Source organism: Streptomyces chartreusis NRRL 3882 (genome assembly GCF_900236475.1).
Classification (GTDB): Bacteria; Actinomycetota; Actinomycetes; order Streptomycetales; family Streptomycetaceae; genus Streptomyces; species Streptomyces chartreusis_D.
In genome coordinates, this window is sequence record NZ_LT963352.1 from 3,722,944 (window position 1) to 3,736,344 (window position 13,401).

The window sequence follows — 13,401 nt, forward strand, 5'->3', positions numbered from 1 at the left end:
CGGTGGTTCCCCCCTGGCGGTTCGGCTCTGTTCGGCTCTGGAGCTTGATCAGGCGCTGGGTCGGCCGTTCGGACTTCTGCGGGGCCCTGGCCCCATGGCCGACGCGGCACGGCGGCAGAGCGGCAGGAGCAGGACGAGTACGACAAGTACGGCGAGCAGGGGCGGCGCGACCGGTGCGAGCGCCTCACGCCACACCCAGCCGCCGACCGCGACGAGATACAGAACCCCCCAGCGCCCCGGCCACGTCAGCCGCCCGCCCGCGCTCGCGAGCAGCAGCCACAGCGGTACGAGACACAGCAGCTGGCAGACCGGCGGCGCCCAGCGGAGCAGCGGCTCGGGCCCGTCGAGCCCGACCGCGTCCGCGAGGAAGCCGGCCGTCTTCACATACAACGCCCCGTCCGCCGGCCGCGGTTCCCGCCCGAGGGCGACCGGTGCGGCGTACAGGGCGAGCAGGGCGGCGTAGAGCGCCGTGCCGGGCAGCCACGGGTCGCGCCTGGTGCACAGCGTGACGGCGGCGACGAACACCACGAGCAGCAGACCTCCCGCGGTGAGCGACGGCAGCGGCAGGCCCTCCAGCAGCTGACGTCCCGTCAGTGCCGCTTCGGTGGCGCCGTCGAGCCAGGGCAGGTCGCGCAACGGCGCCCAGAAGAAGACGGTGGCAACACCGAGCAGGCTCCAGAGGGCGCCTCTCAGCCGCCGCTCCTGCGGATCCTGGTCCGGTTCCGCCGGTTTTGCGACCTCGTGGCGCGGTGGCTCACCGGCCGGCCCTTCCGGCCGCACGATCAGCGCCAGCGTGTCCGCCTGGAGCGCCTCACGTTCGTATCCTGGGCGCCCTATGAAGAGCGTGACCGTGTCCTCGTCGCCGTCCTTGGGCTGGTACGCCGCCCGGCGGGCCCAGGTCGTGCCGTACCCGGCGGTGGCGTTCAGCTTCGCCCAGCGGGTGCCGTAGGAGGGGTCGGCGGGCGTACGGGCCGCGGGCGCGCTGTCGTTGTGCCGCAGTGCCGCTCGCAGCCCGGCCGTGGAGACGACCGCGATCAGCGTCATGCTCAGCAGCACCGCCCAGCCGGCGCCCGCGATCCCGGCCGGGGTGAACAGCACGGCCGCGCTGCCGAGCACCAGGGCGCACATGGCGCCTTGGAGCGCGGCGAGCACCCCTGTACGCCCCTGCACGCGCAGTACGCCGATGTACAGCTCCACCACCACCCGGGGCAGCGCGCCGAGGGCGAGCAGCCGCAGCACGGTCGAGCCGTGCTCGGCGTAGTCCGGGCTGAAGGGCGTGAGGATGTACGGGGCGAAGAGGACCAGCACGGCCACGACCGGGACCAGCAGCAGCGTCATGCGCCGCAGCGCGCCCCGGACGCCGTCGGCGAGCTGTCGGGGGTCGTGGGAGGCGTGCGCGGTGAGGGACGAGGCCATGTTGATGGCCATGAACTCCATCGTGCCGCCGACGGTGTACGCCACGTAGAAGTAGCCGTTCTCGGCGGCGCTGAAGCGGACCGCGACCATCACCGGCAGCAGGTTGATCATCGCCAGGCTGAACAGCGCGCCCAGCGAGTCCCCGGCCAGGAAGCGGCCCATGTCGCGGAGTTTCGGGGGCTCTTTGTCGCGGTCGAGTTCGGCCTGGCGCGGGATGAGCCGGCGGAAGATCAGCCAGCCCAGCGGCAGCGTGGAGAAGGCGATCGCCACCGCCCAGGAGACGAAGATGCCGAGGACGGGCAGCGCGCCGGCGAAGACGGCCAGCAGGGCGAGTTTCCCGACCGAGAACACCGCGTTCCCGGCCGGCACCCACTCCGCCTTGCGCAGGCCGGTGAGCACTCCGTCCTGGAGCGTGAGCAGCGCCCAGGCCACGCACGCCGCGACGAACACCGCTCCCGCCATGGGCGTGCCCAGTGGGGCGTACGACGCTCCCCACGCGTCGAGCGTGAGCAGGAAGACGGCGGCGGCGAGCGCCACGACCAGCGAACTGGCCGCGTACGTGCCCCACACCAGGCGTCCGGTCTCGCGACCCGCGCGCGGGACGAACCGGACGACGGCGCCGATCATCGTCGTCGCCGTGATGCTGGCGAGCAGCCGCATCGCGGCGATGGCGGCGGAGCCCTGGCCGACGGCCTCCTCGGAGTAGTAACGGGCGGCCACCAGCCAGAACCCCAGGCCCAGTACGGCGGACACGCCGGTGCTGAGCATGAGGAAGTAGGCGTTCTTGAACAGTGAGTCGTGCGTGTGCTCGTCGACGGCAGTTTTCGGTCCGCCGCCGTCGGCGCGCGCGGTGGCGGGCTCGTGCACCTGGATCTCAGCCACGGGACTGACCCAGCCCTCCCGGCGCCGGCCCGCCGCGGGGCGGTTCTCCCGGTGCCTCGGCCGGCCGTGCCCCGGACCGCTCCAGCACCTCGACGACCGTCCGGGCCCGCAGCGGGTCAACGGGCAGTGCGTGCCGCGCGAACCAGCGGGCCGCCTCGGGGGCCGGTGAGAGGTCGGTGAACTGCTCCCCGGCGTAGTCGTCCAGGGGCGGGTCGTAGAGGTAGCCGACGACGATGCCCTGCCGCGCCAGCGCAGCGATCGCCGCGTCCCGGTCCGCCACGAACAGCGGGACGCGGAACAACGGCTGGGTGCCGTGCGCGTCACGCCGCTTGGCCCAGGGCGTGGACAGCAGCAGCTCCGTGCCCGCCCGGCAGGCCTCCAGCACCTCGTCCAGCCGGTCGAGCTTGCGCCCGACGCGCCGCAGCCGCAGCCGGCCGGACTCCTGGCGGTAGTCGTGCATGTCGACGCGTACCCACGGGTGGTGGGCGTCGAGCCCGGGCGCCCGGTGGGCGGCCCGCGCGAGTTCGTCCGGGCGCAGCGGCATCCGGATCTCCTCGCGGTCCGCCAGCCCCAGCAGCCGGATCGCGGCCCAGGCGGCGCGCCGCAGCCGCAGCCCGCGCACCGCAGCCTCCGCGTACGGCCGGACCAGGTAGGCGAGTTCGGCGCTCGTCCGGCGCGGCGCGAGCAGTCCCGCGCAGGTCTTCTCCACCGCCTCCCGTAACCCCGGATCGGCGAGCGAGAGCACGCCTCCGGCCTTCGCCCCGACGTGCTTGGACAGGCTGAAAGCGGAGGCCTCGCCCCACGCCCCGACCGGCCGGTCCCCCACCCGGCTGCCGATGGCGTGCGCCGCGTCCTCGAACAGCGGGATCCCCAGGGCGTCGCACTTCTGCCTGAGGCCCGGTGCCGGGTCCGGGTTCCCGTACAGGTTCGTCGTGAGCACGGCCGACACCGATCTCCACGTCTCGTCCGGCACGGCATCGATGTCGATGGACGCGTCGAGCGGGTTCAACGGCGCCTGCACCGGGCGAAGTCCGGCCGCGAGCACGACGAAGAAGATGACGTCGTCGTTGACCGGCGACATCAGCACCCGCCCGCCGGGCGGGCACCAGTGGCGCAGTGCCACGTACAGCCCGAAACGGCACGACGGTACGTACACGCATTCCCGGCCGAGCCGCACGCGCATGGTCTCTTCCAGCCGCTTCGGCTGCACGCCATGCCGCACCGAGCCCGGACCGGCCTCCCCAATGGCCATCCGCCCCCCTGGTGTGCCATCGGAACGCCCCCTCCCCGAGGCCTTCCGGCACCCGCCCAGAGTCGCCCCGTTCGCACCGCTCCGTCAAGATTGCGTCGCGTCCTGTGGATAACTTCCGGCACGCACGAATGTGACGTACCGTCCGCAGCGCCGGAGTCGCCCCGTCCGGCCCCACCCGGGCCCACCTGCCCCGTTCGCCCGTGTTCGCCTCCTCGGACACTGCCCAGGACCGGTCTGCCACCCGTAACGTGTGGCACGACCACGAACACGTGGCGACGACACGGCACACCCGAAAGCGAGGCAGCACCCGATGCCCCCCTTCGATGTCCCCGAGGGCGACCCCTTCGGCCCGCACAACCTGCCGTACGGCGTGTTCTCCCTCCCCGGCTCCTCCCACCGGACCGTGGGCGTCCGGCTCGGCGACCACGTGCTGGACGCCGGCGCGGCGGCCCACGCGCTCGGCTCCCCGTACGCCTCCCTGCTCGCCCGGCCGACCCTCAACCCGCTGCTGGCCGCGGGCCGCACGGCCTGGTCGGACGTCCGCCGGGCGCTGACGGCGTGGGTGACCGTGCCGTCCCACCGCGAGACCGTCGCACCGATGTTCCACCCCCTGTCCTCGGTGACCCTGCACCTCCCCTTCGAGGTCGCGGACTACGTCGACTTCTACGCGTCCGAGAACCACGCCCGGAACGTCGGCCGGATCTTCCGCCCCGACGCCGAGGACTCCCTGACCCCCAACTGGAAGCACCTGCCGATCGGCTACCACGGCCGCTCCGGCACGGTCGTCGTCTCGGGCACGGACGTCGTACGCCCCGCCGGCCAGCGCAAGGCGCCCGCGGACCCGGCTCCCGTCTTCGGCCCGTCCGTGCGCCTGGACATCGAGGCGGAGGTCGGCTTCGTGGTCGGCGTGCCGTCCCGGATGGGCGGGCCGGTGTCCCTCGACGGCTTCCGCGAGCACGTCTTCGGCCTCTGCCTCCTCAACGACTGGTCCGCGCGCGACATCCAGGCCTGGGAGTACGTCCCGCTCGGCCCGTTCCTCGGCAAGTCCTTCGCCACGTCGGTGTCGGCGTGGATCACCCCGCTGGACGCCCTGGAGGACGCCCGGGTGACCCCGCCGGCCCGGACGCACGAGCTGCTGCCCTATCTGGACGACAGCGACGAGGAACCCGGCGGCTACGACCTGCGGATCACCGTCGCCGTGAACGGCCACGTCGTCTCCGAGCCGCCCTTCTCCACCATGTACTGGACGGCCGCCCAGCAGCTCGCCCACATGACCGTCAACGGCGCCTCCCTGCGCACCGGCGACCTGTACGGCTCGGGCACGGTCAGCGGCCCGGCGGACCGCGAGCGCGGCTCCCTCCTCGAACTGACCTGGAACGGCCGCGATCCGCTCGAACTCCCCGACGGCAAGCGGACGTTCCTGGAGGACGGCGACGTGGTGACGCTGTCGGCCTGGGCCCCGGGACCGGACGGTGTGCGGGTGGGGCTGGGCGAGGTGACGGGGCGGGTGGTGCCGGCCTGACGGCGCTCCACGGCTCAGATCTGGCCGACAGTCGCCTCTCCCCGTTCCTCTGATGCCGATCGACCCCTGACTCACACCGCCCGGCACCGTCATACTGGGCTCGGGCGGTGTGCCCGCACGCGCACACGGCACGTTCGGCGCACTCGTCGGTGTGTACGTCAACCACGTCACGGGTGCGCACAGCAGCCGCCCTCCCCCGCACGACCTGTAGCCGCCCTTCTTCCGACCAGGAACCGGAGCCCGTGGCAATGACCGTCTGCCTGCTCCTGCTGAGCGTTGTCGCCGTGACGGCCGCCGTACCCGTTCCCCGTGCGCTGACCCGGGCCGACTGGCCCGAGCGGGAACCGGTGGTCGGGCTGTGGGTGTGGCAGTGCCTGGTCGCCACCGTCCTGCTGTGCTGTGTGACGGCACTCGCCCTGGGCGCCGCCGCGGTGTTCGGCACGGTCCGCGCCCAGCTCTTCGCCCCGGCTCCGCCCGCGGTGACGGCGGCGTACGACCTGTCGACCGCCCCGCCGTGGGCCGCCGCCCTCACCCTGCTGCTGGCCTGCGGTGCCGCCTGGACGACCGCGATGCTGGCGCGGGAACTCGTCGAGGCGCGCCGGCGCCGCGCGCAGGCCCGCGCCCACCTCCGCGAACGCGCCCCCGACCTGCCCGCCGGACTGCCCGCCGCCCGCGGCCCCCTCCTGGTCCTGGAGGACGAATACCCCGACGCCTGGTGGATGCCCGGCAACCCGCCCCAGCTGATCGTCACCACGGGCGCCCTGCACCGCCTCACGGGCCACCAGCTCGACGCCGTCCTCACCCACGAGCGCGGCCACGCCCGCGCCCGCCACGACTGGCTGCTGCATCTGTCCACGGCCCTGGCCACGGGCTTTCCCCGCATCCCGCTGTTCGCCCACTTCTGCGACCAGACGCACCGCCTGGTGGAACTGGCCGCCGACGACACGGCCTCCCGCCGCTGCGGCCACCTGACCACGGCCCTGGCGCTGATCGAGCTCAACCAGCACCGCGGCGTCCTGTCCTGCGCCTCCAGCCACCGCCTGCTGGGCGAGCGGGTCGACCGGCTCCTGGAGCCGCCGCCCCGGCTGGGCCGCCGGCACCGGGCCCTGACGACGACCACGGCCGCGCTGGTACCGCTGCTGCCCCTGCTGATCGTGTTCGCGCCGGGTCTGACTGCCCTGTCGTAGCCGTACCGGAGCGGCGGCCGGTGGCGGATCCTTTGGCCTGCACGCCGAAAGTCCAGCTCAGCAGCCCACCCGGTCACCCTCCCGATGGCGCAACATTCCCGCAACACCACTTTTCCTATCGGATAGGTATGGTCCGAGCCATGCCCAGCGACCGCATCCGAGACCACGCCGGCCAGGGAGCCGCGACCACCGTCGCCGCCCACCGCGCGCGGCGCCGGCTGCGCGCCGACCGGGCCCGGCAACTGGCCGACCTGCTCCGCCGGCAACTGCTCACGGGCGCCTTCCCCGACGGCACGCTCCCCCACGAGTCGGCCCTCGCCACCGAGTACGGCACCAGCCGCAACACCGTCCGCGAGGCGCTCGACCTGCTGCGGGCCGAGGGCCTCGTGGCACGCCAGCCCGGCGTCGGCACCGTGGTCGTGGCCCACAAGTACCCCCACGGCCTCGACCGCCTGATGGGCCTCGCGGAAACCCTCCGCGAACACGGCCGGGTCACCAACGAGGTCCGCACCATGGGCCCCGCCCCGGCGCCCGCGCCCGTCGCCGGACGGCTCCAGCTCGCGCCCGGCACCGACGTCCTCTACATCGAACGCCTGCGCCGCCTCAACGGTCTCCCCCTGTCTCTCGACCTCACCTACATCCCTCTCGACATCGGCACCGAACTGCTCGGCGCCGACCTGGAGAACACCGACGTCTTCCGCCTCCTGGAAGCCGTCACCGGCCGGCGCCTCGGCCACGCCGAGATCACCCTGGAAGCGGTCAGCGCGGACACCCACTCGGCCGCCGTCCTCGAGGCCCCGCGCGGCGCCGCCGTCCTCATGCTGGAACGCCTCACCCACCTCGCGGACGGCCGCCCGGTCGACCTGGAGTTCATCCGCTTCCGCGGCGACCGCATCACCATGAGCGGCCTGCTGCACCGCTCCCAGTAGCCCACCCGCTCGCGCACTCTCCTGGAGACATCCATGCCCTTGGCGCCCCAGCGGGCCGACGTGCCCGTGACCATCGACGAGTCGAAGTGCATCGACGGCTGCACGCTCTGCGTGGACATGTGCCCGCTGGACTCCCTCGCCATCGACGAGCGCAACGGCAAGGCCTACATGCATGTCGACGAGTGCTGGTACTGCGGCCCGTGCGCGGCCCGCTGCCCCACCGGAGCCGTCACGGTCAACATGCCCTATCTGCTCCGGTGAGAGGCCCGAACCACCATGTCCCGAACGATCACGACACGCACAGCAGTCGCGATATCCGCCGTCGTCCTCCTGCTCCCTCTCAGCGCCTGCGGCGGTGATGCCGAGGCGGGCAGCGGCTCCACCGTCACCGTCACCGTCGGCTACCAGTCCAGGACGATCAACACCGTCACGGCGGGCACCCTCCTGCGCTCCCTCGGCTCCTTCGAGAAGCAGCTGAACGCCCTGCACGACGGCGTGCACTACAAGGTGGACTGGCAGGACTACGCCACCGGCGCCCCCATCACCGCCCAGATGACCGCGGGGAAGATCGACATCGGCTCGATGGGCGACTTCCCGCTGCTCATCAACGCGGCCCGCGGCAAGCAGCTGAACAGCCCGACCCGTCTGGTGTCGGTCACCGGCTACAACCTGCGCGGCGGCCTCAACACGATCGTCACCGCGCCCGGTTCGAAGCTGGCCTCGCTGAAGGACGTGAAGGGCAAGAAGGTCTCCACGAGCGTCGGATCGGCCGCCGACGGCACCCTCGTCCGGGCTCTCCAGCGCGCCGGCATCGACCCGGACAGCGGCATCGAGAAGCTCAACCAGCAGCCCTCCGTCGGCGCCTCCGCCCTCACGGCGGGCAGCACGGACGCGCTGTCGCAGTTCGTCGCCTGGCCGGGCCTGCTCGCCTACCAGGGCAAGGCGAAGGCGATCTACGACGGCGCCCGGCTGAACCTGCCCACCTTCCACGGCGTCACCGCCCGCGAGGACTTCGCGAAACAGCGGCCGGCCGTGCTGGAGGCGTTCCTGAAGGCCCAGGCGGAGGCGACCGACTACCTGAACGACCACCCGGTGGACGCCGCCGAGAAGGTCGCGAAGGCGACGGGTCTGCCCGCCGAGGTCGTCTACCTCTACAACGGCGCTCACGGCATCGCCACCTTCGACCCGGCGATCAAGCCCCAGCTCGTCTCCGCACTGAAGCAGGACGTCTCGGTCCTCAAGTCGGCGAAACTCACCGGCGACGTGGACGTCGACTCCTTCGTCGACGACCAGTACGTGAAGAAGGCCCTCGGACCGAAGGCGTACGCCGAGCGTCTCGCCACGAAGCCCGCACCGGCCGCGAGCGAGGCCTGGCCCAGGGGCGCCTCGAAGACCGTCACCTTCAACTCCCCCTCTCAGCTGCTGCATTACGTGGCCGGGCACGGCGACGCCCTCCGCGCCGCCTACGTCCCCGACACCACCACCGGCACCCTCTGGTTCGCCGACAAGGCCGTGTGGGTGGCCGACGGTGACAAACTGCTGCCCTTCGTCGCGCCCGACACCGCGCAGGCGTACGTCGCCGGGCACGGCGGGGCGCGTGTCGTCCCGTACGCCGACGCTCTGGAGCGGGCCTCGTGACGCGCTATGTGCTCCGGGTGGTCTCGCTGGCCGCCGCTCTCGGCCTCTGGCAGGCGCTGACCAGCCTGCATGTCGACCTGTGGCTGCGCTTCTCGCAGTTCCCGACGGTCACCGAGGTGGCCCGGGCCTTCGCCGCCCGGCTGTCCGGGCCGGACTACTGGACGGACCTCACCGACAGCCTCACCCGGATCCTCACCGGCTTCCTGCTGGCCGCCGTCCTGGGCGTGGCCACGGGCGTGCTCGTGGCCCGCTCGCGGCTCGCCGAGGACCTGCTCGGGCCGCTGCTGGAAGTGGTCCGTCCGATCCCGGCCATCGCGCTCGTCCCCGTCGCGATCCTGCTCTTCCCCTCCAACGAACAGGGCATCGTCTTCATCACCTGCACCGCCGCCTTCTTCCCGGTCCTGGTCTCCACCCGGCACGCGGTGCGCGCCCTGACCCCCACGTGGGAGGAGGCGGTGCGCACCATGGGCGGGGGCCGGTGGCGGATCCTCGGCTCGGTCGTCCTGCCGGGCGCGCTGCCCGGCGTGTTCGGCGGCCTGTCCGTCGGCATCGGCGTCTCGTGGATCTGTGTGATCTCCGCCGAGATGATCTCCGGCCAGTACGGCGTCGGCTACCGCACCTGGCAGGACTACACCGTCGTCGACTACCCGGGCGTGTTCGTCGGCATGGTCACCATCGGCGTGCTCGGCTGGGTCACCTCCACGGCCGTGGAACTGCTGGGCCGCCGCCTCACCCGCTGGCTTCCCCGCACCGCGTACGTCCCCGGTGCCCGGCCTCCCAGGCCCGCCCGGTCCGTGAAACCCGCGCCGCCCGCCCCCGCCGCCGTACCCGGCGGGCCCGCGTCCGAGGAGGTACGCGATGAGCACCTCGTCTGAGACCGTCCTGAGCACCTCGTCCGAGGCCGTCGCCGCCGGCGCGCCGGTCCGCGGCACCCGGCTCACCCTGACCGGCGCCTCCCTCGGCCGACCCGGCGCGCCCGCCCTGGACGGCGTCGACCTGGACATCGCGCCCGGCGAGATCCTCACCGTCGTCGGCCCCTCCGGCTGCGGCAAGTCGACCCTCCTGCGCACCCTGGCCGGCCTGCTGCCGCCGCTCGACGGGGGGATCACCCAGGACGGGCACCCGCTGACCGGTCCCTCGGCCGGCCGCGCCCTGGTCTTCCAGGAGGACGCCCTGCTCCCCTGGCGCACCCTGCGCGCCAACGTCGAACTCCCCCTCGCCATCCGAGGCCTGCCCCGAGCCGAACGCCGGGAACAGGCCGACGCCTGGCTGGAGCGGGTCGGACTGGGCACGCAGGCGCGGCAGTTGCCGCACCGGGTCTCCGGCGGCCAGCGCCAGCGGGTCCAGCTGGCCCGCGCCCTCGCCGCGCGCCCCCGCGCCGTCCTGATGGACGAGCCGTTCGGCGCCCTCGACGCCCAGACCCGCGCGGGCATGCAGGACCTGCTGGTCGAGGTGCTGCACGGCACCGGCGCGACCGTCGTCTTCGTCACCCACGACGTGGACGAGGCGCTCTTCCTCGGCGACCGCGTGGCCCTGCTCGGCGCGGGCGGCCTCGTCGCCGTACGGGACGTGCCCCGGCCGCGTGACCGCGGCGCGCACGACGACCCGGCGCGCCTGGCCCTGCGGCGCGACGTCCTCAGCTCGCTCGGTACGACCTCGCCCGGTACGTGAAAGGCACCCCGGTGACCACCTCCGTGAACCCCCCTGCGGACGCTCCCCTGGCCGTCCCGTCCCTCGCCGACGCCGAGGAACTGACCTGCGACGTCCTCGTCATCGGCGGCGGCACCGCCGGCACCATGGCGGCCCTGACCGCCGCCGAGCACGGCGCGAACGTACTCCTCCTGGAGAAGGCCCACGTCCGCCACTCCGGCGCGCTCGCCATGGGCATGGACGGCGTGAACAACGCTGTCATCCCGGGCCGCGCCGAACCCGACGACTACGTCGCCGAGATCACCCGCGCCAACGACGGCATCGTCGACCAGTCCACCGTCCGCCAGACCGCCACCCGCGGCTTCGCCATGGTGCAGCGGCTGGAGTCGTACGGCGTGAAGTTCGAGAAGGACGAGCACGGCGACTACGCGGTCCGCCAGGTCCACCGCTCCGGCTCCTACGTCCTGCCGATGCCGGAGGGCAAGGACGTCAAGAAGGTCCTCTACCGGCAGCTGCGGCGGCGCGAGATGCGGGAGAGGATCCGCATCGAGAACCGGGTGATGCCGGTGCGCGTGCTCACGGCCGGGGGCCGGGCCGTGGGGGCGGCCGGCTTCAACACCCGTACGGGGCGGTTCGTCCAGGTCCGCGCCGGTGCGGTGATCCTCGCGACCGGCGCCTGCGGCCGCCTCGGCCTGCCCGCCTCCGGCTACCTCTACGGCACCTACGAGAACCCCACCAACGCGGGCGACGGCTACGCCATGGCCTACCACGCGGGCGCCGAGCTCACCGGCATCGAGTGCTTCCAGATCAACCCGCTGATCAAGGACTACAACGGCCCCGCCTGCGCCTACGTCGCCAACCCCTTCGGCGGCTACCAGGTCAACCGGCACGGCGAACGCTTCGTCGACTCCGACTACTGGTCCGGCCAGATGATGGCCGAGTTCGCGGCGGAGGTGGCGTCCGACCGGGGCCCGGTCTACCTGAAGCTGAGCCATCTCCCCGAGGAGTCCGTCTCGGCCCTGGAGACGATCCTCCACTCGACCGAACGCCCGACCCGCGGCACCTTCCACTCCGGCCGCGGCCACGACTACCGCACCCACGACGTCGAGATGCACATCTCGGAGATCGGTCTGTGCGGCGGCCACTCCGCTTCCGGCGTCCGCGTGGACGACCACGCCCGCACGACCGTCCCGCGCCTGTACGCGGCCGGCGACCTGGCCTGCGTCCCGCACAACTACATGATCGGCGCGTTCGTCTTCGGTGACCTGGCCGGCGCGGACGCCTCCCAGTACTCGGCGTACGAAGGGGAGTTGCCCGTTGAGCAGCTCCGGGAGGCGCACGAGCTGATCTACCGCCCGCTGCGCAATCCCGACGGCCCGCCGCAGCCCCAGGTCGAGTACAAGCTGCGCCGCTTCGTGAACGACTACGTGGCCCCGCCGAAGTCCGGTGCCCGGCTGTCGCTGGCCCTGGAGGCCTTCGAGCGGATGCGCGCCGACATCGCGGCGATGGGCGCCCGCACGGCGCACGAGCTGATGCGCTGCGCGGAGGTCACCTTCATCCGCGACTGCGCGGAGATGGCCGCGCGGTCCTCCCTGGCCCGCACGGAGTCCCGCTGGGGCCTCTACCACGAGCGCCTCGACCATCCCGCTCGGGACGACGCGTCCTGGTTCCACCATCTCGATCTGCACAAGTCCCCCTCTGGTGCGATGGAGTTCACGGCCCGTCCCGTGGCTCCCTATCTCGTTCCGGTCGACGGCTTCACGCCCGTCGGCGGCTCGTCCCGTTCCCTCGGCGAGGTCCACGCCGAGGACGTGGCGACGGCGGGGTCGCGGGACGTGGCGCCGGTGGCGGCCCGGGTGGGGGCTGACGGCACCGAGCAGGAACGGACTCCGAGTGAGCGGCACGCGCCCTCCGCTCCCGCCCTGGAACAGTCCTCCCCTCCGGCCCCGGAACAGTCCTCCGCCCGTCTCCTCGAACTCGTCGCGCTCGCCGATGAGGAGCCCGAACTCGCCGCCCTTCAGCCCTACCTGACCGACCCCGTGCCCGCGGTCCGGCGCGAGGCGGTCACCGTGCTCACCGAGACGCTGCCGCCGGGAACCGGCCCCGCCCTCGCCGCCGCCCTGCGCGACACCGCCGCCGAGGTCCGTGCCACCGCGGCCGCGTCACTGCGCGAGCTCGTCGAAACGCTCCCGCCCGAGCCCGACCTGCGCGACGGTCTCGCCGCCGCCCTGGCCGAGCCCGACCCGGTGGTCCGCGCCGCCGCGCTGGACGTCCTGCGCGCCCTGCGCCTCGGCGACACCGACCTGTTCGCGGACGCCCTGGCAGACTCCGACATCGCGGTCCGCATCGAGGCCGTGCGCGCGCTGGTGTCGGTCGACGCCGCCGGCGAACTGGCCCAGGCGGCTGTCGCCGACCCGTCCCGCGAGGTCCGGGTGGCGATCGCCAAGGGGCTGGCCACCGTGGGTGCGGAGCGGCTGGCGGGTGACCTCCCGTCGACCGCCGACCCGGCCGCCGACGTCATCGCCGCGGCCCTCACCGGCCTCCTCGACGACCCCGACGCCCTGGTCCGCGCAGCGGCCTACGGCGCGCTGGGTGCCACCGGCTGCCCGGCACGCCTGACCGTGCGTGCCGTGGCGGCCCTGTCCGAGCAGGCCTGGCAGGTGCGGGCCGGAGCCGCCACGGCCCTGTCCGTCGCCGACCCCGAGGTGGCCGTCCCCGCCCTCGCGAAGTCCCTCGCCGACGCCAACGCCGACGTCCGCAAGGCCGCCGTCCTGGCCCTGACCCGACACCGCACGACCGAGGAGGCCCACGCGGCCCTCGCCACGGCTACGACGGACTCCGACGCGGACGTCAGGGCTTACGCGGCACGAGCTCTGTGAGGGTGAGGTCGGGGCGTGGATGTACCCGGTCTGGACGCGCCCGTCC

The 13,401-nt window shown here is 73.2% G+C and carries 10 protein-coding genes; 8 read left to right on the forward strand and 2 right to left on the reverse strand.

Going from position 1 to position 13,401, the window contains the following annotated elements:
* Positions 1–48: 48 nt before the first annotated feature.
* Both SCNRRL3882_RS16630 and SCNRRL3882_RS16635 read right to left on the reverse strand, forming a co-directional pair.
* Positions 49–2,298, reverse strand: coding sequence for a lipopolysaccharide biosynthesis protein (locus tag SCNRRL3882_RS16630; RefSeq protein ID WP_010041502.1), 2,250 nt, complete (start codon positions 2,296–2,298; stop codon positions 49–51).
* Positions 2,291–3,550, reverse strand: a complete 1,260-nt coding sequence (locus SCNRRL3882_RS16635; RefSeq protein WP_029181282.1) for a DegT/DnrJ/EryC1/StrS family aminotransferase — start codon at positions 3,548–3,550, stop codon at positions 2,291–2,293. Before SCNRRL3882_RS16635 ends, SCNRRL3882_RS16630 begins: the two co-directional genes overlap by 8 nt.
* Positions 3,551–3,860: 310 nt before the next feature.
* Here SCNRRL3882_RS16635 and fahA point away from each other — a divergent pair, with 310 nt between their 5' ends.
* The 8 genes from fahA (at position 3,861) to SCNRRL3882_RS16675 (ending at position 13,355) form a co-directional block, all read left to right on the forward strand.
* The gene (gene fahA, locus SCNRRL3882_RS16640) at positions 3,861–5,072 is read left to right on the forward strand and encodes a fumarylacetoacetase (protein ID WP_010041504.1); all 1,212 of its coding nucleotides are present in this window, start codon (positions 3,861–3,863) and stop codon (positions 5,070–5,072) included.
* 248 nt (positions 5,073–5,320) lie between these two features.
* The gene (locus SCNRRL3882_RS16645) at positions 5,321–6,259 is read left to right on the forward strand and encodes a M56 family metallopeptidase (RefSeq protein WP_010041505.1); all 939 of its coding nucleotides are present in this window, start codon (positions 5,321–5,323) and stop codon (positions 6,257–6,259) included.
* A 140-nt stretch (positions 6,260–6,399) separates the two neighbouring features.
* A complete protein-coding gene (locus SCNRRL3882_RS16650; protein ID WP_010041508.1) occupies positions 6,400–7,188 on the forward strand; it encodes a GntR family transcriptional regulator in 789 nt (262 codons plus the stop codon).
* Positions 7,189–7,221: 33 nt separating this feature from the next.
* Entirely contained in the window at positions 7,222–7,449 is a 228-nt protein-coding gene (locus tag SCNRRL3882_RS16655) for a 4Fe-4S dicluster domain-containing protein (protein WP_003992261.1), read from the forward strand.
* Between the two features lie 15 nt (positions 7,450–7,464).
* Complete coding sequence (locus SCNRRL3882_RS16660; protein WP_010041510.1) at positions 7,465–8,826, forward strand: ABC transporter substrate-binding protein; 1,362 nt, start codon at positions 7,465–7,467, stop codon at positions 8,824–8,826.
* Positions 8,823–9,701: an ABC transporter permease gene (locus tag SCNRRL3882_RS16665; RefSeq protein ID WP_010041516.1), complete on the forward strand. Its 879-nt coding sequence runs from the start codon at positions 8,823–8,825 to the stop codon at positions 9,699–9,701. The genes SCNRRL3882_RS16660 and SCNRRL3882_RS16665 overlap by 4 nt, the downstream gene beginning before the upstream one ends.
* Entirely contained in the window at positions 9,685–10,497 is an 813-nt protein-coding gene (locus tag SCNRRL3882_RS16670; RefSeq protein WP_010041519.1) for an ABC transporter ATP-binding protein, read from the forward strand. The genes SCNRRL3882_RS16665 and SCNRRL3882_RS16670 overlap by 17 nt, the downstream gene beginning before the upstream one ends.
* Positions 10,498–10,508: 11 nt before the next feature.
* Positions 10,509–13,355, forward strand: a complete 2,847-nt coding sequence (locus tag SCNRRL3882_RS16675; RefSeq protein ID WP_010041521.1) for a fumarate reductase/succinate dehydrogenase flavoprotein subunit — start codon at positions 10,509–10,511, stop codon at positions 13,353–13,355.
* Positions 13,356–13,401: the final 46 nt, after the last annotated feature.